General features: G+C 70.3%; 24 protein-coding genes and 1 pseudogene. 14 read left to right on the top strand and 11 right to left on the bottom strand.

Translation table 11 applies throughout. The annotated features are described in order from the left end of the window. Positions 1-394 (top strand): annotated as a pseudogene (locus tag FE633_RS43865) (5,10-methylene tetrahydromethanopterin reductase); the annotation flags it as partial. Positions 395-498: 104 nt separating this feature from the next. Further along, a complete protein-coding gene (locus FE633_RS43870; RefSeq protein WP_138050758.1) occupies positions 499-948 on the top strand; it encodes a helix-turn-helix domain-containing protein in 450 nt (149 codons plus the stop codon). 13 nt (positions 949-961) lie between these two features. On the opposite strand, the gene FE633_RS43875 is transcribed toward FE633_RS43870, so the two are convergent. Continuing rightward, positions 962-1,537 carry a dihydrofolate reductase family protein gene (locus tag FE633_RS43875; protein ID WP_138050759.1) on the bottom strand — a complete coding sequence of 192 codons (576 nt, stop codon included), beginning with the start codon at positions 1,535-1,537 and terminating at the stop codon, positions 962-964. Positions 1,538-1,632: 95 nt separating this feature from the next. Continuing rightward, complete coding sequence (locus tag FE633_RS43880; protein ID WP_138050760.1) at positions 1,633-1,965, bottom strand: hypothetical protein; 333 nt, start codon at positions 1,963-1,965, stop codon at positions 1,633-1,635. A 403-nt stretch (positions 1,966-2,368) separates the two neighbouring features. On the opposite strand from FE633_RS43880, the gene FE633_RS43885 reads away from it, so the two are divergent. After that, the gene (locus FE633_RS43885; RefSeq protein WP_138050780.1) at positions 2,369-3,463 is read left to right on the top strand and encodes a substrate-binding domain-containing protein; all 1,095 of its coding nucleotides are present in this window, start codon (positions 2,369-2,371) and stop codon (positions 3,461-3,463) included. Between the two features lie 127 nt (positions 3,464-3,590). On the opposite strand, the gene FE633_RS43890 is transcribed toward FE633_RS43885, so the two are convergent. From FE633_RS43890 to FE633_RS43905, 4 genes are all read right to left on the bottom strand, one after another. Then, complete coding sequence (locus FE633_RS43890) at positions 3,591-3,866, bottom strand: DUF1876 domain-containing protein (RefSeq protein WP_171060375.1); 276 nt, start codon at positions 3,864-3,866, stop codon at positions 3,591-3,593. Positions 3,867-3,983: 117 nt separating this feature from the next. Then, positions 3,984-4,826, bottom strand: a complete 843-nt coding sequence (locus tag FE633_RS43895; protein ID WP_138050762.1) for a transglutaminase family protein — start codon at positions 4,824-4,826, stop codon at positions 3,984-3,986. A 7-nt stretch (positions 4,827-4,833) separates the two neighbouring features. Next, positions 4,834-5,766, bottom strand: coding sequence for an alpha-E domain-containing protein (locus FE633_RS43900; protein WP_138050763.1), 933 nt, complete (start codon positions 5,764-5,766; stop codon positions 4,834-4,836). A 56-nt stretch (positions 5,767-5,822) separates the two neighbouring features. Then, the gene (locus tag FE633_RS43905; protein WP_138050764.1) at positions 5,823-7,367 is read right to left on the bottom strand and encodes a circularly permuted type 2 ATP-grasp protein; all 1,545 of its coding nucleotides are present in this window, start codon (positions 7,365-7,367) and stop codon (positions 5,823-5,825) included. A gap of 346 nt (positions 7,368-7,713) precedes the next feature. On the opposite strand from FE633_RS43905, the gene FE633_RS43910 reads away from it, so the two are divergent. Continuing rightward, entirely contained in the window at positions 7,714-8,757 is a 1,044-nt protein-coding gene (locus tag FE633_RS43910; protein ID WP_171060376.1) for a helix-turn-helix transcriptional regulator, read from the top strand. Here the strand turns inward: FE633_RS43910 and FE633_RS43915 are convergent. Further along, positions 8,720-9,664: a helix-turn-helix transcriptional regulator gene (locus tag FE633_RS43915; RefSeq protein WP_425473318.1), complete on the bottom strand. Its 945-nt coding sequence runs from the start codon at positions 9,662-9,664 to the stop codon at positions 8,720-8,722. The genes FE633_RS43910 and FE633_RS43915 overlap by 38 nt on opposite strands. Before the next feature lie 406 nt (positions 9,665-10,070). Here FE633_RS43915 and FE633_RS43925 point away from each other — a divergent pair, with 406 nt between their 5' ends. After that, the gene (locus FE633_RS43925; protein ID WP_138050782.1) at positions 10,071-10,367 is read left to right on the top strand and encodes a Rieske (2Fe-2S) protein; all 297 of its coding nucleotides are present in this window, start codon (positions 10,071-10,073) and stop codon (positions 10,365-10,367) included. 170 nt (positions 10,368-10,537) lie between these two features. On the opposite strand, the gene FE633_RS43930 is transcribed toward FE633_RS43925, so the two are convergent. Next, a complete protein-coding gene (locus tag FE633_RS43930) occupies positions 10,538-10,951 on the bottom strand; it encodes a pyridoxamine 5'-phosphate oxidase family protein (protein ID WP_119101611.1) in 414 nt (137 codons plus the stop codon). 140 nt (positions 10,952-11,091) lie between these two features. Here FE633_RS43930 and clpB point away from each other — a divergent pair, with 140 nt between their 5' ends. Further along, positions 11,092-13,704, top strand: coding sequence for an ATP-dependent chaperone ClpB (clpB, locus tag FE633_RS43935; protein ID WP_138050767.1), 2,613 nt, complete (start codon positions 11,092-11,094; stop codon positions 13,702-13,704). A gap of 170 nt (positions 13,705-13,874) precedes the next feature. Beyond that, positions 13,875-14,399 carry a YbjN domain-containing protein gene (locus FE633_RS43940; protein ID WP_138050768.1) on the top strand — a complete coding sequence of 175 codons (525 nt, stop codon included), beginning with the start codon at positions 13,875-13,877 and terminating at the stop codon, positions 14,397-14,399. A 272-nt stretch (positions 14,400-14,671) separates the two neighbouring features. On the opposite strand, the gene FE633_RS43945 is transcribed toward FE633_RS43940, so the two are convergent. The 3 genes from FE633_RS43945 to FE633_RS43955 all read right to left on the bottom strand — a co-directional run bounded on the left by FE633_RS43945 (position 14,672) and on the right by FE633_RS43955 (position 16,673). Then, entirely contained in the window at positions 14,672-15,145 is a 474-nt protein-coding gene (locus tag FE633_RS43945; protein WP_171060377.1) for a hypothetical protein, read from the bottom strand. Further along, entirely contained in the window at positions 15,120-15,416 is a 297-nt protein-coding gene (locus FE633_RS43950) for a helix-turn-helix transcriptional regulator (RefSeq protein ID WP_138050770.1), read from the bottom strand. Before FE633_RS43950 ends, FE633_RS43945 begins: the two co-directional genes overlap by 26 nt. Before the next feature lie 72 nt (positions 15,417-15,488). Further along, positions 15,489-16,673, bottom strand: coding sequence for a pyridoxal phosphate-dependent aminotransferase (locus FE633_RS43955; RefSeq protein WP_138050771.1), 1,185 nt, complete (start codon positions 16,671-16,673; stop codon positions 15,489-15,491). Positions 16,674-17,463: 790 nt separating this feature from the next. Here FE633_RS43955 and FE633_RS43965 point away from each other — a divergent pair. From FE633_RS43965 to FE633_RS43995, 7 genes are all read left to right on the top strand, one after another. Continuing rightward, positions 17,464-17,994, top strand: a complete 531-nt coding sequence (locus FE633_RS43965) for a DUF2617 family protein (RefSeq protein WP_138050773.1) — start codon at positions 17,464-17,466, stop codon at positions 17,992-17,994. Between the two features lie 81 nt (positions 17,995-18,075). Beyond that, positions 18,076-19,701: a polyamine aminopropyltransferase gene (locus FE633_RS43970; RefSeq protein WP_138050774.1), complete on the top strand. Its 1,626-nt coding sequence runs from the start codon at positions 18,076-18,078 to the stop codon at positions 19,699-19,701. A gap of 399 nt (positions 19,702-20,100) precedes the next feature. After that, complete coding sequence (locus FE633_RS43975) at positions 20,101-20,931, top strand: SRPBCC family protein (protein ID WP_138050775.1); 831 nt, start codon at positions 20,101-20,103, stop codon at positions 20,929-20,931. Between the two features lie 33 nt (positions 20,932-20,964). Further along, positions 20,965-21,753 (top strand): aldose epimerase family protein, encoded by a 789-nt coding sequence (locus FE633_RS43980; protein WP_138050776.1) that lies wholly within the window; start codon positions 20,965-20,967, stop codon positions 21,751-21,753. Positions 21,754-21,799: 46 nt separating this feature from the next. Beyond that, positions 21,800-22,348, top strand: coding sequence for an orotate phosphoribosyltransferase (gene pyrE, locus FE633_RS43985; RefSeq protein ID WP_138050777.1), 549 nt, complete (start codon positions 21,800-21,802; stop codon positions 22,346-22,348). 201 nt (positions 22,349-22,549) lie between these two features. Further along, on the top strand, positions 22,550-23,572 hold the full coding sequence (fbaA, locus tag FE633_RS43990; RefSeq protein ID WP_138050778.1) for a class II fructose-bisphosphate aldolase: 1,023 nt from the start codon (positions 22,550-22,552) through the stop codon (positions 23,570-23,572). A 113-nt stretch (positions 23,573-23,685) separates the two neighbouring features. Then, positions 23,686-25,167: an MFS transporter gene (locus FE633_RS43995; RefSeq protein ID WP_138050779.1), complete on the top strand. Its 1,482-nt coding sequence runs from the start codon at positions 23,686-23,688 to the stop codon at positions 25,165-25,167. The last annotated feature ends 212 nt before the right edge of the window (positions 25,168-25,379 follow it).

A 25,379-nucleotide genomic window follows, 5' to 3' on the forward strand; every position in this document is an offset into this window, starting at 1 on the left:
CGCGCCCGCGTATCGCGACGGCGGTCCACGTGGCCGTCCGCAGGCCGGGCCGCGACCCGCGCCGGCTGGCCCTGGCCCGGCGGGCGGGCATTTGCGCGCCCCGCACTACGCGGACATGCCGCGGCGGGCGGGAGTGGACGTCGACGCGGCCGACCCCGCCGCCGAACTGCTGCGCGGCGAGGTCGTCGTCACCGGCACACCCGAGGAGATCGCGGCAACGCTGGCGGGCTACCGCACCGCCGGCGTCGACGAGATCCTGCTCAACCCGGCGGGCGTCCTGCTGACCGAGGGCGTACATGCGGCGGTCGCCGACTTGGAGGAGATCATCGCCGCCTGCCACCGGCTCCGGCTCCGGCTCCCGGAACGTCCGCGCGAGGGTGCCAATCGCCGCTGAGATGAGGGGTGTTGCCGAATCTCCACAGTTACGCGCGAGCGCGCACACATGATGGTGCGTGCGTGATCCGTACGCTGTCCGCGTGACGAGGGGAGAGCGGTGACATGCGTTCCAGCTCACGGGCGGGTGCCCGTACCGACCAGAGTTACCGGGCCCAGGGGCTCGATGAGTTCGCCGCCTGGATCGAGGAGCTGATGCGCGGTCGCGGCTACGAGATCGACAGCCCGCGCGGCGGCGGTCGTTCGAAGCTCGCCGACGACGCGGGGGTGCACCGGGCCGCGGTCAGCCGGCTGCTGCAACGCCAGTCGATGCCCGACCTGGAGACGATGCGGCGCGTCGCGGCCGTACTCGGCGTTCCGCTCCGCGAGATGCTCATCCGCTCGGGCCGGCTGACCGAGGACGACCTTCCGGTGTCCGGCGGCGGGAGCCCCGCGGCCGGTGGGGATCAACTGCGGCTGAGCCCCGAGGAGGCGGCGCGGCTCATGGGGGTGCCGCCCGAACTGAGCGATCTGTTCGCCAAGGTGGCGAAGCAGTTCCTGCCGGAGGGCGGTTGACGGCGGAGAAGCCTCAGCCGGTTGTGGCGCGCTCGTAGCGCAGGAGGACGACGCCGTTGCCGAAGGTGTGGGTTTCGGTGGGGCGGAGGCGGGTGGTGGCGCCTGTGTCCGGGAAGAGGGGGCGGCCACGGCCCAGGACGACCGGCGTGACGTAGAGCAGGTACTCGTCGATCAGGTCGTGGCGGCGGAACTCCGCGGCGATTTCGGCGCCGCCGATCCCGAGGTCTCCGCCGGGTTGGTCCTTGAGGGCACGGACCTCCTCGGGGACGACTTCCCGCACGACGGTCGTGTTCCAGTCGGTGTGGTCCAGGTCCAGGGTGCGGGAGTACACGATCTTCGGCATGTCCCGCCAGATGGCCGCGAACTCCCGTACGGGTTCCGGGCTCGCGGGGTCCTGGTCGGCGGTCGGCCAGAAGCCCGCCATCAGCTCGTGCATGACCCGGCCGGTCAGGAAGCCGCTCATCGCCTTGCTGCGTTCGTTGAAGTGCCGGTGCAGCTCGTCGTCGACCATGTGCCAGTCGAGCTCGCGGTTCGGCCCCTCGAAGAAACCGTCGAGGGACACGGACATGCTCAGGACGATCTTTCGCATCGGGACCTCCTGGAATTCCCTGGCCGCCCGGACGTCCCGGGCCTCCCGGACCGTCCAAGACTGTCAGGCCCGGGCGGTCCTTGCCCACGACCGGGTCAGGGGAGACCGATCTCCAGACCGACCTCGAGACCGATCCCGGGACCGATCTCGACGAGCGCCGCCTCGATCATGTCCGCCGTCAGGGAGGTGGCGCCGAGGCTCATCTCCAGCCGGCTCTGGACGCAGGCGTCGATCGCTTCCTGGAGGCCGGTGACATCGGACGAGTCGATGTCGCAGGAGGCGGGAGCGGCGGCGGCAGCGGGGGCGGCGACCGGGCGTAGGGAGGGTGGTTCGGCGGGCGGGCCGGCCGACGCGGGTGCGGCGGCCGTCAGGCAGGCCGCCGCCACCAGGAGGGGAGTGAGGGCGAGACGTCGGGAAAGCGTGCGCATGGGGGGCTCCAGCGGGATCGGGACAGGGGCAGATCGGGACAGCGACAGGGACAGAGGCAAGCTGTCTTGTCCCAGCAACTTCCGAGCGCCGCTCCGCCGCAATCCGTACGGGGCCGAACAGGTGCCCCACTGACCCGTACGCGCGAACTCGTATACGGGAGGCCGCGAGATGTCGTGTGAACGTCATGTGGTCCCCGCGTGATCCTCGCGACTCTCCCCCTCCTCAGACCCTCCTGACCTTCACCTCCCTGTCTTCACACCCCTCACGGAGAGTGCTGTTGTGATGTCGTTAGCCACAACTCCTTGACGCGTCAGTAACGTCCGCGTTGGCTTTCCGTCACCTGGGTCGCGATAGTGCGCTCTCGTCCGGAAGGCACCCGAAGTGAACACCCGTGTACGTCGTATGGCCATATCCGTGGCCGCATCCACCATGACTCTTTCGCTGGCCGCCTGTGGCGTGCTCGACGGCAGCGGAGACAGTGCGCAGGAGAGTCCGGGCAAGGGCGACGACATCACGGTGGGACTGCTGCTGCCGGAGAAGGCGAACCAGCGGTACGAGAAGTTCGACCGCCCCATCATCAAGAAGAAGGTCGACGAACTGACCGACGGCAAGGGCGAGGTCGCCTACGCCAACGCCGACCAGAACGCCGGCAGGCAGAGCAGGCAGCTCCAGAAGATGATCGACGACAAGGTCGACGTGGTGCTGCTGGACGCGGTGGACGCCCACAGCATCGCGAGCGGTGTGAAGAAGGCCAAGGACGCGGGGATCCCGGTCATCGCGTACGACCGGCTGGCCGAGGGCCCGATCGACGCGTACGTCTCGTTCGACAACGAGCTGGTCGGCGAGGTTCAGGGCAAGGCTCTCGCCGAGGCCCTGGACGGCGGGAGCGGGTCCGACAAGGTCGTCATGATGAACGGCGCGGTCACGGACCCGAACGCGGCCCAGTTCAAGCAGGCCGCCCAGAGGGAACTCGGCAACAAGGTGCAGATCGCCAAGTCGTACGACACCAAGGAGTGGAAGCCGTCGAACGCGCGGGCCAACATGATGGCCGCGATCTCGTCCCTCGGTGTGGAGAACATCGCCGGTGTGTACTCGGCCAACGACGGTATGGCGGGCGGCATCGTCTCCGCGCTGAAGGCGGCAGGCGTCGCCGAGATGCCGCCGATCACCGGTCAGGACGCGGAACTCGAGGCCGTGCAGCGCATCGTCTCGGGCGACCAGTACATGAGCGTCTACAAGCCGTACCCCGAAGAGGCCGAGGCGGCAGCCGAGTTGGCGGTGGCGCGGGTCCGCGGCCACGGCATCGAGTTCGACGCCCTCACCCGCGACAAGGTGGACAGCCCGACGACCGAGAACATCCCCTCCCACCTCGTCTCCGTCTCCCGGCTGACGAAGGACACCATCGAGGACACGGTCATCGACGACGGCATCTACAAGATCTCCGACATCTGCACGGCGAAGTACGAGTCGGCGTGCGCGGAGATCGGGCTGAAGTAGGAGTCCTGCCCTGCCCCTGCCCTCGCCCTTGCCCCCGCCCCTGCTGAGGCGGGGCCGGGGCGGGCCCCAGGCACACCGGAGCGGCGCCCGGTGGCCGGCCCCGGGCGACGTCCTCTGGATCAGTGGGTCATGTGGTCAGCGGATGGGACGTCCGGCCCGACGCGTCGTCGATTTCGTCGTGGGCCTTGGTCAGCAGCTTCATGGCCAGTTCGTTGAGGGCTCTGGCTCCTGCGACCTCCTCGCCCACTCTCGGCTGGTTGGCGTCGGAAGGGTGGCGGTTGGCGTACCCGTGGGACCGTACCTCGCTCCCGTCGGGGAGTCGTACGAGGGCGGCGGCGCGGGTGCGGTGGCTGTCCTCCTCGAATTCCAGCTCGACATGCCATCCGACAGTGGTGTGCATCATCGCGATCACCTCCGGAACCGCAAGTTTCGGCTAGTACCAGGATGTGCCCGCTCGCCCGTCCCTGCACCACGTCTGCCGCGCCGCATCCGCCGTCGTTCCGTCCGGCTCCCCGGCGCTTCACGCCACCCGCGTGAACTCCACCGTCACTTCCGGTGGCCCTCCGGCCACGCCCCGGTACACCCCCTTGTGCGGGGTGACGTCGTCGTAGTCACGGCCCCGGCCCACGACGACGTGGGACTCGTCGGCGCGGACGCGGTTGGTGGGGTCGTAGCCGGTCCAGTCGCCCGCCCAGTACTCGACCCAGGCGTGGCTCTGGCCGGCGACGGGGCGGTGGAGTTCCGCCTCCCGCTCGGGGTGGAGATAGCCGGAGACATAGCGGGTGGGCAGGCCGAGGGCGCGCAGCAGGCCCGCCGTGAGATGGGCGATGTCCTGGCAGACGCCCGCGCCCTGCTCCCAGGCCTCGCCGGCGCTGGTGTTCACGCCGGTGGAGCCCGGGATGTACGACACCTGGTCGGCGACCATCGAGGAGACCGCCACCGCCGTCTCGTGCGGGTCCAGGCCGGACGCGGCCGCACGGGCCCGTTCGACGAGTGCGTCGGGCATGGCCGTACGTGAGGTCGGGGCCACGTACTCCAGCAGGCGGGAGGTCTCGACCCGGGCGGCCACCTCGGTCCAGGCGGGGGCCGCGGGAAGCGCGTCCGGCGGAGCCGTCTCCACCAGACTCACCGCCGTGATCGTCAGGTCCGCGTGCGGTTCCATCAGGTCGAAGCCGGTGACCTGGGTGCCCCAGTAGTCCCAGTACGACCAGGTCGGGGTGGACGGGTTCACCAGGACGCGGGCGTCCAGCGTGGTCTGGCTGGGGAGCGTCAGTGGTGTCATGCGGACCTCGTTGTGGGAGGAGACCGCTGCCTGGGCGTACGACACCTTCGTGGTGTGCCGGATGCGGAGTCGGCGCGTCATGGCGTGCTCACGCTCCTTCCTGGGCCCACTCGACGGGCCCCTGGTACGGGAAGAACCTCTCCGTGACCGCCTCGGCGGAGGCCATGCAGGACGTCTGCAACTCCCGCAGCAGGGAAGGGAGTACGTCCTCCAGAGCGGTGGAGTCCAGATACTCCAGGCGGGTGCGCATCCGGCCGATCGGACGGCGGGCCGGATCCTGGCGCGGGCGCCCGAGCGCCGCCAGGCACTCCTCCGCCGTGGTCAGCGCGTGCAGCACCGAGCGCGGGAACTCCCGGTCCATGATGAGGAACTCGGCCACGCGGGCCGTGTCGCCGAATCCGCCGTACACCCGCGCGTACGCCTCGTCCGCTCCGCTCGCGCTCAGCAGCGTCGGCCAGTCGGGCGCGTGGGCGGCGTCCAGCACACGTACGGACAGCAGCCGTACGGTCATGTCCACGCGCTCCAGGCTCCGGCCCAGGACCACGAAACGCCAGCTGTCGTCCCGGCTCATGGTCGAGTCGGCGAGACCGAAGAAGAGCGCGGCCCGGCGGCGTACGAGTTCCAGGTAGGCGTACGGGCCCGTGCGGCGGGCCGTCATGCGCTGATCGGCGAGGGCGTGCCAGGTGGAGTTGAGGCACTCCCACATCTCCGAGGACACCGCCTCGCGGGCACTGCGGGCATTGAGACGGGCGGCCCCGAGCGCTCCTTCGATGGAGCAGGTCGAGCGCGCGTCGAAGGCCAGCTGGTCCAGCACCTGCTGCATGTCGACGCGTTGGGCTCCCGCGTCGACGCCGAGGATCGCGTACAGGGAGCGGCAGGCCACGTCCTCTTCCCGCCAGGGGTCTTCCAGGAGCCGGTGCAGATAGGCGTCGAGGATGCGGCTGGTGGCGTCGGCCCGTTCGACGTACCGGCCCGTCCAGGTGAGCGCTTCGGCGATGCGGGAGAGGATCACGTCGTTCACGGTCGTACCTCCTCGATCAGTGGTCGCTCCGTCGGCGGTCGTCCGCCCTGTGGTCGTCACTGCTGTTGCGCCCCTTCCTGGGTGACGGGGCGGTCGCCGTCGGGGCCGAGCTGGCGCGGGACGACGTCCGGTACGGCACCGGGCTCGTCCGGGAGCGGCCCGCCCGCCGGCCCCTCGGCGAGCACCCAGGTGTCCTTGGAACCGCCGCCCTGGCTGGAGTTGACGATGAGGTTGCCCTCCTGGAGCGCGACCCGGGTGAGCCCGCCCGGCAGGACCCACACGTCGCTGCCGTCGTTCACGGCGAACGGGCGCAGGTCGATGTGGCGCGGCGCCATCCGGTCGCCCGCGAGGGTGGGGGAGGTGGACAGGGCGACGGGGCGCTGGGCGATCCAGCCGCGCGGGTCGGCGATCACCTCTTTGCGTACGCGATCCAGCGTGGCCTTGTCCGCGTGCGGTCCGATGACGATGCCCTGTCCGCCCGCCCCGTCGACGGGTTTCACGACCAGCTTGTCGAGCTGGTCGAGTACCGCTTCCAACTGCCCTGGTTCCTCGGGGCGAAACGATTCGACGTTGGGGATGACCGGTTCCTCGCCGAGGTAGTAGCGGATGAGGTCGGGCACGTAGGTGTAGAGCAGTTTGTCGTCCGCGATGCCGTTGCCGACCGCGTTCGCGAGTGTGATGTTCCCGGCCTGGGCCGCGCTCATGATGCCCGGGCAGCCGATCACCGAGTCCGGCCGGAAGTGCAGTGGATCGAGGAAGTCGTCGTCGAGCCGCCGGTATACGACATGGACCGGCATCTCGCCGCGCGTCGTGCGCATCCACACGCGGTTTCCGCGGCACACGAGATCGTGCCCCTCCACCAGCTGCACGCCCATCAGCCGGGCCAGCAGGGCGTGCTCGAAGTAGGCGGCGTTGTTCGGGCCCGGGGTGAGGACGACCACGCGCGGGTCGCCGATCCCCTCCGGCGCGGCCGCGCGCAGTGCCGCGAGCAGGCGCTGCCCGTAACCGTCGACCGGCAGCACCTGCTGTTCGGCGAAGAGGGAGGGGAAGATCCGGGTCATCGCACGCCGGTTCTCGATCACGTACGACACCCCGGAGGGGACCCGCACGTTGTCCTCCAGAACGCGGAAGTCGCCCGCCTCGTCGCGTACGAGATCGATGCCGGCGACGTGGATGCGTACGCCGCCTGGGGGTTCCACGCCGTGCGCGGCTCTGTGGAAGTGCCCGGAGTTGAGCAGGAGTCTCCAGGGCACCACCCCGTCCTCGAAGGCCCGGCACGGTCCGTAGGCGTCCGCGAGGTAGGCCTCCAACGCTCTGACCCGCTGGGCGACTCCGCGCTGGATCAGATCCCATTCCAGCGCGTCCAGGACCCGCGGCACGAGATCCAGCGGCCAGGGCCGCTCCTCGCCCGCGAAGGCGTAGGTCACGCCCCGGTCCGTGAACGCGCGTGCCATCTGGTCGGCCTTGAACCGCAGTTCGGCCGATTCCATCGGTTGAAGTGCTGCCAGCACCGGCTCGTAGGCGGTCCTGACCTCACCCGGCCGCTCAAACATTTCGTCCCACGCGTCGGCCAACGCGTATGCGTCAAATATGTCCGCCATGACGTGACGGTAGATGTGGCAGGTAACGCGGCGATCACCCGGGGATTTCGACCAGCTCACGCGGGACTTCGGTCTCTCGCGCGTGCTCGGCGCGAGCTCCGGCCGAGGGAAGGTATTCGGCCAGGGTGGCGCACCGGCGCCTCGGCGTCGGCGGGGAGGGTGTCCCACCATGCATCGCACGCGGCGCCCTCACCACCGTCATGTTGGTGCAACGGGACATGCGGAGGTAGGGACAATCCCTGAGGTACTGGGGCATTGAGGTCGGCAAATGCGGCCAGACCGTGTTGCGGAGCCGGATGGCTCCGCGCATAGTTGCGCTGCAACGGGGCTGGAACCAGGGGTGGAGATGGCCGAGCACAGGACCGACGGGCATCCGCACGGTGCTGACCGGCTGTGCGAAGCCGGCGACCGGGTGTACTCCCGGGCCGTACGGCGCGGCCGGGTGTCCCGTGAGGACGCCGAGACCGTGCCCTGTTTGGTCGAGCTCGCGCTGCTGCACCCCGATCCCGACGACATGGGGTGGCTGGTGCCGACCTCGCCGCAGGAGGTCATGACGCGGCTGCTGCGCGAGATGCACGAGCACGTCGCCTCGACCCAGTCGCGCATGGGCGCGGCGGTCGCCGCCTTCGAGTGGTACACCGCGCTCGGCGACCACGCCCGGGCTCCCGTCGAGGGCGTCGCGATCCGTGTCCTCGACGGCCTGCCCCGTATCCGCGCCGCCATGGACGAGGCGACCGAGGCGTGCACGTTCGAGGTCCTGGCGGTCCAGCCCGGCGGGATCCGCCGCGAGGACGAACTCGCCGAGGGCCTGCCGCGGGCGCTCGCGCTGCGGCGCCGGGGCGTACGGATGCGCGACCTCTACACGCATGTGGCCCGGCACGGGCAGGGCCTGCTGAACTACATGGAGCTGATGGGCGACGCGGCCGAGGCCCGCACCCTCGACGAGGTCGTCGAGCGCCTGATCCTCTTCGACCGCAAGGTCGCCTTCATCCCGGCGAACACGGACCGCACGATCGCGCTGGAGCTCCGCCACCCGGCCCTGGTCGACTATCTGGTGACCGTCTTCGAACGCCTGTGGCGCCTGGCGATCCCGTTGTCGGCCCCCCTCCCCGACACCGGCATCGAGGGCATCACCCACCGCGAGCGCTCCATCGCGGCGCTGCTGGCGGAGGGCCACCAGGACGCGGTCGTCGCCGAGCGGTTGGGGATCAGCGTCCGGACGTGCCGCGCCCACATCGCCCGCCTCGCCGAGACGCTGGGCGCCGCCAGCCGTACACAACTCGGCGTCCGTATCGCCCAGGTGGGCCTGGACGGCCCGCCTCGCTCGCCGGAACTTCAGCCGCTCACCGCGGTCAATGATCCTGGTCCAGGATCCCCGACTGTGCGATGAGGAAGCCGAGTTGTGCGCGGCTGCCGCTGCCCAGCGCGGTGGCCAGCTTCGCTATGTGGGCGCGGCAGGTGCGCACGTTCATGCCCAGGCGGCGGGCTATCGCCTCGTCGACGTGGCCCTCCACGAGGAGTTTGGCGATGGAGTGCTGGATGTCCGTGATGCCGTCGGGGGCGGTTTCGTAGGGGGCGCCGGTGCTGAGGGGGACCGAGCGGCCCCACATGAACTCGAAGACCTTGATCAGGTAGCGGACGAGGCCCGGGTGACGAAGTTCCAGGGCGACCTTCTGGTCGTCGCGGGTGGGGATGAAGGCGACGGCCTCGTCGCAGATGATGAGGCGTTCCACCAGCTCGTCGATGGTGCGGTACTCCACCTTGCCGTCCGCGAGCCGGCCCACGTAGGCGAGTTGCTCGAGGTTGTACCTGACCGTGTGCTGGTACAGGGTCCGGATGCGCACGCCGCGCTCGATCAACGCCCGGTCGCGCTCCAGCCCTTGCATGATCGTGTGCTCGGAGAAACGGTTGCTGGGCTGGACCGTGAGCATCTCGGTGTGACACTGGGACGTGGCCAGGTCGAGCGCGGCGTTGATCCGGTCGCTGCCCTCCAGCACCGTGATCGAGTGGGTGGCAGCCGTGGCCTGGGTGCTCAGCGCCATGAACGGCTCGAAAGCATCGGACAGTTCGATTGACCACCGCCGGCGCTCGGCTATTTCGTGCTCTATGGGGTTGAGTCGCTGCGCCAGGGCGACCGCGGGGGGCACGGGGCGCAGCCAGTCCGGGTCGTCGGGATCGGGGTGCAGCAGCGCCAGTTCCATCAGGCAGGGGGCCGGGTCGGCGTCCACCCGTGTGATGCGTCCCATGCGCAGCGCGTTGGCATAAAGCCGGCCGCCCGCCTCACACAGTTCGGTCACCGTATGGGGATGCGTCGCTTTGGGCCGATTCGTTGTCAAATCTCCACCCCCCAGGGTCCTGAACGTGCAGGAACATGATGCATCGATTGTGTGGCCATGACGTGCCCGAATGAGCCATCGTCTTATCGGACGGGGGAACGAGGGGACCTTCAAGTGAGGACGAAGCCGACTATGTATAAGAGAATGCTTCGCTCGGTGCTTGTTGCCGCTTTTTCCGCCGTTGTGGCCTTCGGAGCGTTGAGTGGCCCATCCGATGCGAAGACTGTCGTTCGAGCGGACAGCAAGTGGCCTGTGGTAGCCGAGGACACCGTGACTGCCGGTGACAGCGCTCAGTCGGGCGGCGTGAGCGACGAAGCCGGGAGCTGACGTGACGACTCCTCCCGACGACCGGTCCTTCCGCCGCGAGATGGCCACCGCCTACCGCTCCGGCTGGCACTTCATCGACCTGGTCACCGCCATCCCCCACAGCGGTGACTCGTTGATGGTGACCGTGTTCGGCGAGCCGGTCGTGGTGACCCGTGACGAGGACGACGACGTGCGGGCCTACCGGTGCCTGCGGCGGCCCCGCGGCGCGCCGCAACCCGTGCGGTGTGCCATACGGTACGGAATGATCTTTGTGAACCTCGATCAGCGCGACCATCGGCTGGTCGAGCCGGAAGCCCCGGACGCACGAACCATCTCAGCCACCCCCCGCAGTGCCTGACGCGATTCCCCCGTCGTAGTAGATCGCGCAGGTACTTCCCCCCGCAGCGGCGTCACCGTGACCTGAACACGGTGACGCCGCTGCAGTTTCCAGAGATATTTCAGCCTATCCACCGGTCTCCGCAAGGGCTGAAATCAGCCTCGTATCGCCCGGCCTCGCGTCGGGCGGCGTCAGCCGCGGCCCATCGCCGAGGCCAGCTCGATCTCGATGACCACCCGGGACGGGTTGGGGGACGGAGTCCGCCCGTAGCGCTCGGCATACCGCCGCTCCGCCTCCGAGATCCGCCCGGGGTCCGGGGAAACCGTCGCGCGTCCCTCCAGCGTCGCCCATCGCCGCCCGTCCACCTGGCAGACGGCGGCCAGGGCCCCGTCGGCCCCCGCGGCCAGCACGTTCCTCACCTTCGCGCTCGACTTGTCGGCGATCACCCGAGCCAGACCGGCCTCCGGATCGTATGTAACTCCGACCGGCACCACATGCGGCGTGCCGTCGGGACGGAGAGTCGTCAGGGTGCACAGATGGCGTTCCCGCCAGAACCCGAGGTACGAGTCGTCGGGATCGCGCGGGTTCACGGGGTACGAGGCCATGGTCCGGAACTTAACCCCGGCCCCGCTCGTGCTCGGCGCTGCCCCCTCCCTCCGGACCCTTGAGTGGAATAGACTCAACTTTGTGTACGTTGGTTGGGTCAGTCAAGCCGGAGCCCGACCAGGAGGAGGAGAGCGCAGACGTGGACGCCGAGCTGACCAACAGGAGCCGGGACGCGATCAACACGGCGAGCAACCGTGCCGTGTCCGAGGGGCACCCGGACCTCACCCCCGCGCACCTGCTGCTCGCGCTGCTCGAGGGGCAGGACAACGAGAACATCACCGACCTGCTGGCCGCCGTCGAGGCGGACCAGGTCGCCGTGCGGACCGGTACCGAACGCGTGCTGAGCGCGCTGCCCAGCGTGACCGGCTCCACCGTCGCCCCTCCGCAGCCCGACCGTGAGCTGCTCGCCGTCATCGCCGACGCGGCGGAGCGGGCCAAGGACCTCGGTGACGAGTACCTCTCCACCGAGCACCTGCTCATCGGCATCGCCGCGAAGGGCGGCAAGACCGGGGACGTACTCTCCCAGCAGGGAGCCACGGCGAAGAAGCTGCTGGAGGCCTTCCAGAACGCGAGGGGAGGGCGCCGAGTGACCACAGCCGATCCCGAGGGCCAGTACAAGGCACTCGAGAAGTTCGGGACCGACTTCACCGCCGCCGCGCGCGAGGGCAAGCTGGATCCCGTCATCGGGCGGGACCAGGAGATCCGGCGCGTGGTGCAGGTGCTGTCCCGGCGCACGAAGAACAACCCGGTCCTCATCGGCGAGCCCGGCGTCGGCAAGACCGCCGTCGTGGAAGGGCTCGCGCAGCGGATCGTCAAGGGGGACGTGCCCGAGTCCCTGAAGAACAAGCGGCTCGTCGCGCTGGACCTGGGCGCGATGGTCGCCGGTGCCAAGTACCGCGGTGAGTTCGAGGAGCGGCTGAAGACCGTGCTCGCGGAGATCAAGGACTCCGACGGGCAGATCATCACGTTCATCGACGAGCTGCACACCGTGGTCGGAGCCGGCGCCGGCGGCGACTCCGCCATGGACGCGGGCAACATGCTCAAGCCCATGCTCGCGCGCGGTGAGCTGCGCATGGTCGGTGCCACGACCCTGGACGAGTACCGCGAGCGGATCGAGAAGGACCCGGCGCTGGAGCGGCGCTTCCAGCAGGTGCTGGTCGCCGAGCCGACCGTCGAGGACACCATCGCGATCCTGCGCGGGCTCAAGGGACGCTACGAGGCCCACCACAAGGTCGTGATCGCGGACAGCGCGCTGGTGGCGGCGTCCTCGCTCTCCGACCGGTACATCACCTCCCGCTTCCTGCCCGACAAGGCCATCGACCTCGTCGACGAGGCCGCCTCCCGGCTTCGTATGGAGATCGACTCGTCTCCGGTCGAGATCGACGAGCTCCAGCGTGCCGTCGACCGGCTGCGCATGGAGGAGCTGGCGCTCGACAAGGAGACCGACCCCGCCTCCCGGCAGCGGCTGGAGAAGCTGCGGCGCGACCTCGCCGACAAGGAGGAGGAGCTGCGCGGCCTCACCGCCCGCTGGGAGAAGGAGAAGCAGTCCCTCAACCGCGTCGGTGAGCTGAAGGAGAGGCTCGACGAACTGCGCGGACAGGCCGAGCGGGCCCAGCGCGACGGCGACTTCGACACCGCTTCCAAGCTCCTCTACGGCGAGATCCCCGCCCTCGAAAGGGACTTGGAGGCCGCCTCCGAGGCCGAGGAGGAGGTCGCCAAGGACACGATGGTGAAGGAGGAGGTCGGCTCCGACGACATCGCGGACGTCGTCGCCGCCTGGACGGGCATCCCCGCCGGACGGCTCCTCGAGGGCGAGACGCAGAAGCTCCTGCGGATGGAGGACGAGCTGGGCCGCCGGCTCATCGGCCAGACCGAGGCCGTACGTGCGGTGTCGGACGCCGTACGCCGCTCACGCGCGGGTATCGCGGACCCCGACCGGCCCACCGGATCCTTCCTCTTCCTCGGCCCCACCGGCGTGGGCAAGACCGAACTGGCCAAGGCGCTCGCGGACTTCCTCTTCGACGACGAGCGGGCGATGGTGCGTATCGACATGTCGGAGTACGGCGAGAAGCACAGCGTCGCCCGGCTGGTCGGCGCGCCCCCCGGCTATGTGGGTTACGAGGAGGGCGGCCAGTTGACGGAGGCGGTCCGCCGCCGCCCGTACAGCGTCGTACTCCTCGACGAGGTCGAGAAGGCGCACCCGGAGGTCTTCGACATCCTGCTCCAGGTGCTCGACGACGGGCGCCTCACGGACGGACAGGGCCGCACGGTCGACTTCCGCAACACGATTCTGGTCCTCACCTCGAACCTGGGCAGCCAGTTCCTGGTCGACCCGATCATCAGCGAGGAGGAGAAGAAGCAGCAGGTGCTGGAGGTGGTGAGGGCCTCGTTCAAGCCGGAGTTCCTGAACCGGCTCGACGACCTGGTGGTCTTCTCGGCCCTGGACAAGGACGAGCTCACCAGGATCGCCCGGCTCCAGATCGACCGCCTCGCGGAGCGCCTCGCCGAACGCCGCCTCAGCCTGCACGTCACCGACGAGGCCCTGGCCTGGCTCGCCGACGAGGGCAACGATCCGGCCTACGGTGCCCGCCCTCTGCGCCGTCTCGTCCAGACCGCGATCGGCGACCGCCTCGCCAAGGAGATCCTCGCGGGCGAGGTCAAGGACGGCGACACGGTCCGCGTGGACCGCTTCGGGGACGAGCTGATCGTGGGGGCGGCGACCGCCGATTCCGGGACCGCGAAAAAGCTGTGATCCGGCCCGGGAAGACGCTGTGATCCGGCACGGAAAAACGCTGTGAGCTGAATCCCCGTGGGGGATCCGGCCAACGGACACCGAACCGGCCGAACCGCGCGGGTCGGGGGTTGCCACCCCCCGCCCCGCATGGGAGAGGATGGCGGAATCCGTACGAAGGGAAAAACACGGTGAGCATCGACCCGTCCTCGATTCCGAACTTCGGGGGCCAGCCCGAGCCGCAGAGCGGTGGACCGGCGGGCCCCGTCGTCCCGGATCAGGACCTCGTGAAGCAGCTCCTCGACCAGATGGAGCTGAAGTACGTCGTCGACGACGAGGGTGACCTCGCGGCGCCGTGGGAGCAGTTCCGTACGTACTTCATGTTCCGTGGTGAGGGGGACCAGCAGGTCTTCTCGGTGCGGACGTTCTACGACCGGCCGCACCAGATCGACGAGAAGCCCCAGCTCCTCGAGTCGATCGACGACTGGAACCGGCGCACGCTGTGGCCCAAGGTCTACAGCCACACGCACGACGACGGCACGGTCCGCCTGATCGGCGAGGCGCAGATGCTGATCGGCACCGGCGTCAGCCTGGAGCATTTCGTGTCCTCGACGGTCAGCTGGGTGCGGGCCGCCATCGAGTTCGACAAGTGGCTCGTCGAGCAGCTCGGCCTGGAGCAGGAGATCAACGAGGCGGAGAAGCCCGACGACGAGTAGTCCCCGCGGCTACTGGACGAAGGAGAGCCCGGCCGGGGCACCGACCACCAAGGTCGCGTGCCCGGGCCGGGCTCTTGCCGTTTGCACATCACTTGTCGTTGTGTTTTCACAACACTATTGTGTGGAGAAGTAAGAATGGCAAGCATGTGCTTTCAAGGGACCACAGGAGGAACTCCATGAGTACGGCCGTGATCATCGCCATAGCCATCGCCCTGATCATCGCCGTGGTGGCGCACAACAAGGCCCGCGGGCGCTGAGGTCGCTGAGGGCGCTCAGTCGTCGGCGTCCAGTTCCTCGTCGGGCCTGGCCCAGCCGAGGATGACGGTCGGCAGCACGGACGCGGCGAGCATCAGGGTGGTCAGCACCGCCGGGGCGCGGTCGAGGACCGCCCGGTCGTTCTGGAAGACGACGAGCATCAGGACGACGGCCATTCCGGACGCGATCGCGAACTGGTAGCCGATGAAGCCGACCCGGTCGCGCACCTCGCGCTCCCGCTCGTCGAGCCGCTCTGCCGGACGCTCGGCGATCGCCCGCGTACCGGAGCGCAGGACACCCCACAGCACCAGCCACAGGAACAGCCCCAGGATCCAGGGGGCGTGCGTGAAGGCGTTGCCGTCGGAGGTGAGCGCGAACACCAGCATTCCGGCGAGCAGCAGCGCCATGGCCGCGGAGGCCGCGCGGCGGTACCTCACGTGCGCGGGAACCCGGCGACCCGCCAGGTCAGTGCGGGCGCTGGGCTGACTCACTGGATTCCTCCGTGGGCTGGTAGAGCTGCGTGGACAGCGGTGCGAAGGGGTGGCGGCTGAACACCGCCTCGACCGGCAGCCCGAAGACCTCGCAGATGCGGAAGGCGAGGTCGAGGCTGGGGTAGTAGTTGCCGCGCTCCAGGGCTCCGATGGTCTGCGGGTTGACGTCCACGGCTTCGGCCAGCGCGGCGCGGCTGAGGCCGCGTTCGGCGCGCAGCACCTTGAGCCGGTTGTGGATGGGCGAGCTATCGCCGCGGCGTACTGGGCTCACGCGTCAAAGCGTCGTGAAAACGCAACGATGTGTCAATGTTTCGAAGCGGCGGACTCGGCCTCCGGCTCGATGTCAGAGCGAGCGCAGGCGTTTGACGGCCTCCTCCAGTACCTCTGTCTGCTTGCAGAACGCGAACCGCACGAACGGTGCCCCCGCCTCCCGGTGGTCGTAGAAGACCGCGTTGGGGATCGCGACGACGCCCGCCCGTTCAGGCAGCGCGCGGCAGAACGCGAAGCCGTCGCTCTCGCCGAGCGGGCGGATGTCGGTGGTGATGAAGTACGTCCCGGCCGTCCGGAACACCTCGAACCCCGCCTGTGCGAGTCCGGCACTGAGCAGATCCCGCTTGGCCCGCATGTCCTCCCGGAAGGCGGTGAAGTAGGTGTCGGGCAGCGTCAGCGCCTCGGCGACCGCGTACTGGAAGGGTCCCGAGGCGACGTACGTCAGGAACTGCTTCGCCGAGCGGACCGCCGAGACCAGCGCGGGCGCCGCCGTCACCCAGCCGACCTTCCAGCCGGTGAACGAGAACGACTTTCCCGCGGAGCCGATGGTGACCGTGCGCTCTCGCATCCCGGGGAAGGTCGCGAGCGGGATGTGCTCGGCCTCGTCGAAGACCAGGTGCTCGTACACCTCGTCGGTGACCACGAGCAGATCCCGCTCCACGGCGAGCTCGGCGATCGCGGTGAGCTCCTCGCGGGTGAGGACGGTGCCGGTGGGGTTGTGCGGGGTGTTGATCAGGAGGAGGCGGGTGCGGTCGGTGACCGCGTCCCGCAGTTCGTCCAGGTCGAGCCGGAACGAGCGCTCGCTCGGGCGCAGCGTCACGGGAACGCGCGTGCCGCCCGCCATCGCGATGCAGGCCGCGTACGAGTCGTAGTACGGCTCAAGGGCGATCACCTCGTCGCCGGGCTCCAGCAGGGCGAGCAGCGCCGCCGCGATCGCCTCGGTCGCGCCTGCCGTGACGAGGACCTCGGTGTCGGGGTCGTGCGTCAGTCCGTACCGGCGCTCCTGGTGCGCGGCGATCGCCGTGCGCAGCTCGGGGATGCCGGGGCCGGGCGGGTACTGGTTGCCGCGGCCGTCGCGCAGCGCCCGCACCGCCGCCTCGCGGATCTCCTCCGGGCCGTCGGTGTCGGGAAAGCCCTGGCCGAGGTTGATCGAACCGGTGCTCAGGGCGAGGGCCGACATCTCGGCGAAGATCGTCGTCCCGAACTCGGCGAGCCGGCGGTTGAGGATCGGGCGTGCGCTGGAGGTCATGGCGGCCATCCTGCGCGCAACCTCTGGAGTTCCTCAACTCTGCTTTGGCCTTCGGCGGGCGGGGGCATCCCCCTTTCACACAAGAAGCACAGGCGAGAAGCAATGGCCCACGGGGGGTCGCTTCGGGGGAACGAAAGGAGGGTGACGTCATGGTTATGGGCTTCATCCTGGCGGCAGTCTGCATAGTCCTCGTCATCGGCATCGTGGCCGCCGCGAGGACGGACACCAGGAGGGCGCGTGCGCGTTCGCGCGGCCACTCCCGGAGCGGCGGCACGGGCGGCTGGTGGGCGGCCGGAGGCGGAGGCAGCGGCGGCGCGTCCTGCGGTTCGTCCGGAAGCTCGTGCGGCGGCGGCTCGTCCTGCGGAGGCGGGTCGTCCTGCGGGGGCGGCGGGGGAGGATGCGGTGGCGGAGGCAGCTGACACGGGGCAGCTGGTCCGCCGGGGGCCCGCATCCGGACCGTCCGGCACCACGAAGCGCCCGCCGGGGCCATCTCCCGGCGGGCGCTTCGCCGTTGGCGTGTTCGGGGTGTGGGGTGTTGGGGGCGCGCGGTGCACTGGGGGCGCATTCGGCAACAGGGGTTCACTCCCTGGTTGAACAGTTGAGCTGTTGAGCCCTCGGGGGGATGGAAATCGCACGAAGATGGGTAAAAATGCTGTGGCGGACGCGCCGTTCATGATTCCCTCGTAGTCCCCCACCGCAGACCCCGAAAATCATTCTGACCAGGCAGGCCGGGCGTTTTCCCGGCGCCGACGGGGTGCGACGAATCCACTCACTCTTTGCGTGCCTGCGGAGCCGACCCATGCTCACGACCCTCACAACCGCCTATACCGACACGCGTGCGGCCGATCTCGCCTGGGCCCTGGGGCGCGAACCATTGCCCGCCCTCGCCACCCTCGATCTCGAACTCTCCGGCGCGAAGCTCCAGTTGAGACTGCTGGGCGCGTCCCACCAGGTGCTCCTGGAGGAGCGCCAGGGCATCTGCTCGGAAACCGTCGCCTGTATTCCGGGCAGCAGTACGCCCCTGCCGCTCGGCGTCGCGAAACGCATCGGTGACTGGGAGTACGAGTTCGCGGCGCGCGTCGAAACGCTGTCGCGCGGCTCATTCGCGGGGCGCGCACAGGAGTTGCTGGCGCTGGTGGCCGACCACCCCAAGGGCCTGGCGGGCGTTTTCCCCGGCAGCCCGCACGCGTTCACCGCGATGCTCGCCCAGTGGCACGAGGGTCAGATGCACTGGCGGACATGGCACGCGTATCCGCAGGAGGGCCAACTGGTGGCCACGCGTACGCGAGTTGGGGCCAGAGTGGCGGCGCCCGCGCCTGCGCCGGCATAGCGCCGCAGTATGCGTCGGGGGCTGAAGTTCCACACGTGTGGGTGACAAAGTGGGCCGGAGGCGTGACGTAGCGTTCGCGGAATGATCGAGCCGCACGCGCCGGCCCCGCCCGGTGTTCCGCCGCCCTGGAGTGGTGCGGGTCCGGCGCGGCTGCCCGTCAGACCGTCCCTCGGGCGGTTCTTCGTCCTCGCCGGTGCCTTCACCTGCGCGGCCTGCGGACTCGTGTACGAACTCGAACTGGTCGCCCTCGCCTCGTACTTGATCGGAGACTCCGTCACCCAGGCCTCCGTGGTCCTGTCCGTGATGGTCTTCGCGATGGGCATCGGCTCGCTCGGCGCCAAGCGGCTGCGCTGCCGCGCCGCGGCCGGCTTCGGCGCGATCGAGGCGCTGCTCGCGCTGGTCGGCGGGTGCAGCGCGATGGCCCTGTACGCCGCGTTCGCCTGGACCGGCGGCTGGGGCGGGATGTGGGAGGGCGGCTCCCGCTGGCTGCTCGTCGGCTTCTCGCTCGCCATCGGGCTGCTCATCGGTGCCGAAGTGCCCCTGCTGATGGAGCTGATCCAGCGGGTCCGGCGCCAGGACGCGGGCGGGGCCGTGGCGGATCTGTTCGCCGCGGACTACGTGGGCGCGCTGGTCGGTGGACTCGCCTTTCCCTTCCTCCTGCTGCCTCTGCTCGGGCAGTTGACCGGAGCGCTGATGACCGGGACCGTCAACGCGGTCGCGGGCGGCGCGCTCGTCCTCGGTCTGTTCCGGCAGGACCTGACCCGCCGCGGACGGCGGTTGCTGGTCCTCGCCAACGTCGTCGTACTCGGGACGCTCGCCTCGGCCGCCGTCCTCGTCGACGACTTCGAGCGGGCGGCGCGGAAAGCCGTGTACGGCGAGGACGTTCGGGTGGCGCTGCGGACGGACGTACAGGAGATCGTCATCACCGGGGGCGCGGACGGCCGGCACTTCCACCTCTTCCTCGACGGGCGGCTGCGGATCAGCGGGCGTGACGAGCGGCGCTTCCACGAGGCGCTGGTGCACCCGGCGATGGACAACGGGCCGCATGCGCGCGTGCTCGTCCTCGGTGGCGGGGACGGGCTCTCCGTGCGCGAAGTGCTGCGGCACCCGGGCGTTCGGCGGGTGGATGTCGTCGAACCCGACGCGGCCGTCGTGCGGTTGGCGCGCCGCGACCCGGCGCTGTCCGCGCTGAACGAGCACGTGTACCGGGATCCGCGGGTGCGGGTCGTCACCGCCGACGCCTTCGCCCTGCTGCGGCAGACACGGGGCACGTACGACGTCATCGTCTCCGATCTGCCGGATCCGGGGATCACGGCCAGTACGAAGCTGTACTCGCAGGAGTTCTACGGCCTTGCCCGGCGAGTTCTCGCGGTGGACGGCCGGCTCGTCGTGCACGCGGGGCCGGTGGCTTCGCGGCCGCGGGTCTTCTGGACCGTCGACGCGACGGTGCGGGCGGCTGGGCTGCGGAGCGTGCCGTACCGGGTCGGTGGCCGCGATTCCGGGTTCGCGGGGGGTCCCGACCACACGGCGGCGGGTCCCGACCACGCGGCGGCGGGTCCGTCGCGGGTGCCGGGCGAGTGGGGGTTCGTGCTTGCGGGCCGTGCGGCGCCGTCCCTGCCGGGGGGTGTGTGGTCGGCGGAGGGGGCGCGGCCGCCGGGGGTGCCGGTGTCCACGCTGGTGCATCCGCGGTATGCCGGCTGGCGCTGATCCGGCGGTTTGTCGCCCCCGCCGCCCCTACCCGTCCCATCCCTGGGGGCTGCGCCCCCACCACCCCGGGGTCGCATTTCGGGTGCGGGCCGGCTGTGGCTGGTCGCGCAGTTCCCCGCGCCCCTGACGGGGCATCCGCGGTATGCCGGCTGGCGCTGATCCGGCGGTTTCTCGCCCCCGCCGCCCCTACCCGTCCCATCCCTGGGGGCTGCGCCCCCAGACCCCCGGGTTCGTCTTTCGGCTGCGGGCCCGCCGTGGCTGGTCGCGCCGTTCCCCGCGCCCCTGACGGGGCGCGCTGTAGTTCCCCGTGCCACTGAAGGGCGCCTGCTTGCCCTCCGTACGGGGAATCCCTTGATAGGGGAGGTGCGGGTCGGGACTTGCTGGGTAGGCTCGGCAGACATGGAGCATGAGGTGTTCGTTCCGGTTGCCGCCGAACGTCTTCGGGAAGCCCTCGCCGATCCCGCGCGGGTGGCCCGGGCGGTGCCCGGGCTCCAGCAGGAGGCGGGGACGGCACCCGTCTCCGGGCGGCTGAAGGTGCGAGTGGGCGGCCACACCATCACGTATCGCGGGACGCTCCAGGTCGCCGGGCAGGACGACGGGACCTACTCCGTTGCGGGCGACGCGACCGAGGCCCGTGGCAGTGGCTCCGTGAAGCTCGCGCTCACACTGTCGCTCCGCCCGGCGGAGGGCGGCTCGACGTTCGCCTTCGACGGGACGGCCACGGCCGACGGACGGATCGCGGAGTTGCCCGTGGACGCGGTGGCCTCGGCGAGTACGCGGTTGCTGAACCGATTCGCGGAGAACATCGCCGCCGCCTCCGATCAGGAGGCGAAAGAGGCGAAAGAGGCGGGAGAGGCTGAAGAAGCGGCTGTCGCGCCGCCCGAAGGCGCCCAGGACTCCGAATCCGCGGCCGCCGAGGAACCCTCCCTCTCCGAGACCGAGGTTCCGCCCCCGGCCCTCGCCTCCTACGACGAGAGCGACTTCGAGGGCGGCTTCGAGGAGGCGGACGCGGACGCGGAACCGCCCGCCGAGGCGGCGCACGCCCGGCGGACGATGATCGGCCGGAGCGCGGAGGAGGTCGACCACGCGCCACCGCGCGGGCGGTACGCGCCGACACCCGCGCCCGAGGCCGTGTCCCACAGCGCGACCCTGCGCTGGGCGGCCCCCGCCGCCGCCTTCGTCCTGGCCTCGGCCATCGTCGTGAGCCGCGTCCTGCGCCGACGCCGCTGATCGTTCCGTTCCGCAGCCCAGTAGGGTCTTCCCGTGAGTGACGAAGACATCACGCTGACCGCGGGCGACGCGGAGGTGACCGTGCGGCCGGGGAACGGCGGACGGGTCGGGGGGCTGCGGGTCGGCGGGCTCGAACTGCTGCGCCAAGGCGAGAAGTTCGGCTGCTTCCCGATGGTCCCGTGGTGCGGACGCGTCCGGGACGGCCGTTTCCTGAACGGCGCCACCGTGCACGAGCTGCCCCTCAACTCCCCGCCGCACGCCATCCACGGCACCGCCCGCGACGGGGCCTGGCGCACGGCACGTACGAGCGAGCGCGAGGCCGTGATCACGTACGACCTCGTCGACCCCTGGCCGTACGCGGGCCGTGTCACCCAGGTCGTCACGCTGACCGAGGACACGCTGACGCTGACCATGGCCGTGGAGACGTACGACGACTCCTTCCCGGCGCAGATCGGCTGGCACCCGTGGTTCAACCGCAACCTCGGCGGCGACGACGTACGCATCGACTTCAGCGCCGCCTGGCAGGAGGAGCGCGGCGACGACCATCTGCCCACCGGCCGGCAGATCGACCCGAAGCCCGGCCCCTGGGACGACTGCTTCGGAATGCCGGGCGGGGTCGACGTGACTCTGACCTGGCCGGGGCAGCTGGAGCTCAAGGTGGCCAGTCGCGAGGAGTGGGTCGTCGTGTACGACGAGCAGGAGGCGGCCGTGTGCGTGGAGCCGCAGACCGGCCCGCCCAACGGGCTCACCACCCTGCCCCGCCTGGTCACCCCCATCGAGCCCCTGGAAGCGTCCACCACGTGGACGTGGCGGCGCCCCTGACCACGGCCGCCTGGACGTGGTGGCGGGCGCGCCTAAGCTGACTCGCATGAGTGACGTACGCGGCGCGCTGCTGCAGCAGATCAAGGACAAGGCCGTGGTGCACGGCAAGGTGACCCTCTCCTCGGGTCTTGAGGCCGACTACTACGTGGACCTGCGCCGGGTCACCCTCGACGGCGAGGCCGCGCCGCTGGTCGGTCAGGTGCTGCTCGACCTGACGGCCGAGCTCGACTTCGACGCCGTGGGCGGGCTCACCATGGGCGCCGACCCGGTGGCCGCCTCGATGCTGCACGCGGCCGCCGCGCGCGGCCGGCGGCTCGACGCGTTCGTCGTCCGCAAGGCCGCCAAGGCGCACGGCATGCAGCGCCGCGTGGAGGGCCCGGCCATCGAGGGCCGCCGGGTCCTGGTCGTCGAGGACACCTCCACCACCGGCGGCTCCCCGCTCACCGCGGTCGAGGCCGTGCGCGAGGCCGGGGCCGAGGTGGTCGCCGTCGCGACGATCGTCGACCGCGCGACCGGCGCCGCCGAAAAAATCACCGAGGGGGCCGGAGTTCCGTACCTCTTCGCGTACTCGAAGGACGAACTCGGCCTCGACTGAGGCGAACTGGGCCTCGACTGACCGGAGGCCGCCGGCCTGAGTCCGTACGCCCTGTCGCCCCCGGGGCGTACGGCCCTCTGGACCCTTGACGCCCAGGGCTGGAGCATCGGGTCAAGTCTGGAAAGATGGGGACGACGATGACGTCGCCCCCTAGGTCAGGGCAGTAAGCACAACGCCACCGCACATACAAGGAGCGGACAGATGCCCATCGCAACCCCCGAGGTCTACAACGAGATGCTCGACCGGGCGAAGGCAGGCAAGTTCGCCTACCCGGCCATCAACGTGACCTCGTCGCAGACCCTGCACGCTGCGCTCCGCGGCTTCGCGGAGGCCGAGAGCGACGGCATCATCCAGATCTCCACCGGTGGTGCGGAGTTCCTGGGCGGCCAGCACAACAAGGAGATGGTGATCGGCGCGACCGCGCTGGCCGAGTTCGCGCACATCGTCGCCGCCAAGTACGACATCACGGTCGCGCTGCACACCGACCACTGCCCGAAGGACAAGCTCGACGGGTATGTGCGTCCGCTGCTGGCCATCTCCGAGGAGCGCGTCAAGGCCGGGCAGAACCCGCTGTTCCAGTCCCACATGTGGGACGGCTCGGCGGAGACCCTCGCCGACAACCTCGCGATCGGCCAGGAGCTCCTGGAGCGCGCCCGCGCCGCGAAGATCATCCTCGAAGTGGAGATCACCCCGACCGGCGGCGAGGAGGACGGCGTCTCCCACGAGATCAACGACTCCCTCTACACGACGGTCGACGACGCGATCCGTACGGCCGAGGCCCTCGGCCTGGGCGAGAAGGGCCGCTACCTGCTGGCCGCGTCCTTCGGCAATGTGCACGGCGTCTACAAGCCGGGCAACGTCGTCCTGCGCCCCGAGCTCCTGAAGGAGCTGGACGAGGGTGTCGCGGCCAAGTTCGGCAAGCCGTCGCCGTTCGACTTCGTCTTCCACGGCGGCTCCGGCTCCACCGCGCAGGAGATCGCGACCGCCCTGGAGAACGGCGTCGTCAAGATGAACATCGACACCGACACCCAGTACGCCTTCACGCGTCCCGTCGCCGACCACATGTTCAAGAACTACGACGGCGTCCTGAAGGTCGACGGCGAGGTCGGTTCCAAGAAGACCTACGACCCGCGGACCTGGGGCAAGCTCGCCGAGGCGTCGATGGCCGCGCGCGTCACCGAGGCCTGCTCGAACCTGCGCTCCACGGGCACGAAGATCAAGTAACACGCGGTCCGTGGCCAGGTCCTGATGTCAGGTCCTGGGATGCCAGGTCCGTAGTCCGTACGTGAAGGGCTCGACACCCTCCCGGGTGCCGGGCCCTTCCGTATGCTCCGGGTATGGCTGCCCCTCCGCAGGAGAACCCGGCCGTCAGGATCTCCACCCCCACGGGGAAGTGGATCCTGCTGACCACGGTGCTCGGTTCGAGCATGGCGTTGCTGGACTCGACGGTCGTGAACGTCGCGCTGCCGCGCATCGGCCGCGATCTGGACGCGGACCTGGCCGCCCTCCAGTGGACCGTCAACGCGTACACGCTCACGCTCGCCGGCCTGATCCTCCTGGGCGGCGCCCTGGGCGACCGCTTCGGCCGCCGGAAGGTCTTCGTCGTCGGCGTGATCTGGTTCGCGGTGGCTTCGCTGCTGTGCGGGCTCGCGCCGAACGCGGGGATGCTGGTGGCGGCCCGCGCCCTTCAGGGCATCGGCGGTGCGCTGCTCACGCCCGGTTCGCTCGCCCTGATCCAGGCGTCGTTCCACCCCGACGACCGGGCGAAGGCCGTCGGCCTGTGGTCGGGGTTCGGCGGCGTCGGCGCGGCGGTCGGCCCTTTCATGGGCGGCTGGCTGGTGGACGGTCCCGGCTGGCGCTGGGTGTTCCTGCTCAACGTCCCGCTCGCGCTGCTGTGCGCGCCGATCGCCGTGCGCCACGTACCGGAGTCGAAGGACGGGCAGGCCCACGGGCGCGGCTTCGACGTGCTGGGCGCGGCCCTCGGCGCACTCGCGCTCGCGCTGGTCACCTACGCCCTCATCGAGGCCCGCGGCGGCTCTCTCGTCGTCGCGGGGACGGCGGTAGCGGGCGTCGTGGCGGGCATCGCCTTCGTGTACGTCGAGCGGCGGCGGCCCGATCCGATGATGCCGCTCGACATCTTCGCGTCTCGGCAGTTCACGGCGGTCAACGTGGTGACCCTGTGCGTGTACGCGGCCTTCAGCGGCTTCTTCTTCCTCGTCGCGGTCCAGCTGCAGGTCGTCTCCGGCTACTCGGCGCTGGGAGCCGGTACGGCGCTGCTGCCCATCACCGCCCTGATGCTGCTGCTGTCGGCCCGCTCGGGCGACCTCGCCCGGCGCATCGGCCCGCGCATCCCCCTCACCGTCGGCCCGCTGTTGTGCGCGGCCGGGATGCTGCTGATGCTGCGGGTGGGCGTGGACGCGTCGTACGTCCTGGACGTGCTGCCCGCGCTGCTCGTGCTCGGGCTCGGCATGGTGACCCTGGTCGCGCCGCTCACCGCGACCGTGCTCGCCTCCGTGGACACCTCGCGGGCGGGCTTGGCCAGCGGGATCAACAACGCGGCGGCCCGCGCGGCCGGGCTCGTGGCGGTGGCCGCGTTGCCGCTGCTCGTGGGGATGGGGGAGGAGGCGTACCGGTCTGCGGCCGCCTTCGACGACGCGTTCGAGCGGGCGATGCCGCTGTGCGCGGCGGTGCTCGTGGCGGGCGCGGCGATCGCCTTCGCGACGGTCCGCCGCCCGCCACCGGACTGCACACGCCCCGAGTGCCAGACCCACGGCTGCGTCACCACCCCACCCCTGGAACCGGAGCAGGAGGCCCCGTAAGGGGCACGCGGCTGCATCAACATGCGGCTCCGCCACGGGCAGGTGGGATACGACGGGACCCCCCGAGGGGCGCGGGGAACTGCGCGACCAGCCACGGCCGGCCCGCGGCCGACATACGAACCTGGGGGGTTGGGGGGCGCAGCCCCCCGAGGGGCGCGGGGAACTGCGCGACCAGCCACAGCCGACCCGCAGCCGACATACGAACCTGGGGG

Source organism: Streptomyces montanus (assembly GCF_005786655.1).
In the GTDB taxonomy this organism is placed as follows: domain Bacteria; phylum Actinomycetota; class Actinomycetes; order Streptomycetales; family Streptomycetaceae; genus Streptomyces; species Streptomyces sporangiiformans.

What these genes read in the sequence shown, in the direction of transcription:
- FE633_RS43975 (WP_138050775.1), top strand. Translation starts at nt 20,101, where the DNA reads ATGGAGCATGAGGTGTTCGTTCCGGTTGCCGCCGAACGTCTTCGGGAA.
- FE633_RS43930 (WP_119101611.1), bottom strand. Translation starts at nt 10,951, where the DNA reads ATGGCCTCGTACCCCGTGAACCCGCGCGATCCCGACGACTCGTACCTC.
- FE633_RS43895 (WP_138050762.1), bottom strand. Translation starts at nt 4,826, where the DNA reads ATGACGCGCCGACTCCGCATCCGGCACACCACGAAGGTGTCGTACGCC.
- FE633_RS43885 (WP_138050780.1), top strand. Translation starts at nt 2,369, where the DNA reads ATGGCCATATCCGTGGCCGCATCCACCATGACTCTTTCGCTGGCCGCC.
- FE633_RS43955 (WP_138050771.1), bottom strand. Translation starts at nt 16,673, where the DNA reads ATGGCCGCCATGACCTCCAGCGCACGCCCGATCCTCAACCGCCGGCTC.
- pyrE (WP_138050777.1), top strand. Translation starts at nt 21,800, where the DNA reads ATGAGTGACGTACGCGGCGCGCTGCTGCAGCAGATCAAGGACAAGGCC.
- FE633_RS43995 (WP_138050779.1), top strand. Translation starts at nt 23,686, where the DNA reads ATGGCTGCCCCTCCGCAGGAGAACCCGGCCGTCAGGATCTCCACCCCC.
- FE633_RS43970 (WP_138050774.1), top strand. Translation starts at nt 18,076, where the DNA reads ATGATCGAGCCGCACGCGCCGGCCCCGCCCGGTGTTCCGCCGCCCTGG.
- FE633_RS43910 (WP_171060376.1), top strand. Translation starts at nt 7,714, where the DNA reads ATGGCCGAGCACAGGACCGACGGGCATCCGCACGGTGCTGACCGGCTG.
- FE633_RS43890 (WP_171060375.1), bottom strand. Translation starts at nt 3,866, where the DNA reads ATGATGCACACCACTGTCGGATGGCATGTCGAGCTGGAATTCGAGGAG.
- FE633_RS43925 (WP_138050782.1), top strand. Translation starts at nt 10,071, where the DNA reads ATGGCCACCGCCTACCGCTCCGGCTGGCACTTCATCGACCTGGTCACC.
- fbaA (WP_138050778.1), top strand. Translation starts at nt 22,550, where the DNA reads ATGCCCATCGCAACCCCCGAGGTCTACAACGAGATGCTCGACCGGGCG.
- FE633_RS43880 (WP_138050760.1), bottom strand. Translation starts at nt 1,965, where the DNA reads ATGCGCACGCTTTCCCGACGTCTCGCCCTCACTCCCCTCCTGGTGGCG.
- FE633_RS43965 (WP_138050773.1), top strand. Translation starts at nt 17,464, where the DNA reads ATGCTCACGACCCTCACAACCGCCTATACCGACACGCGTGCGGCCGAT.
- FE633_RS43875 (WP_138050759.1), bottom strand. Translation starts at nt 1,537, where the DNA reads ATGCGAAAGATCGTCCTGAGCATGTCCGTGTCCCTCGACGGTTTCTTC.
- FE633_RS43870 (WP_138050758.1), top strand. Translation starts at nt 499, where the DNA reads ATGCGTTCCAGCTCACGGGCGGGTGCCCGTACCGACCAGAGTTACCGG.
- FE633_RS43905 (WP_138050764.1), bottom strand. Translation starts at nt 7,367, where the DNA reads ATGGCGGACATATTTGACGCATACGCGTTGGCCGACGCGTGGGACGAA.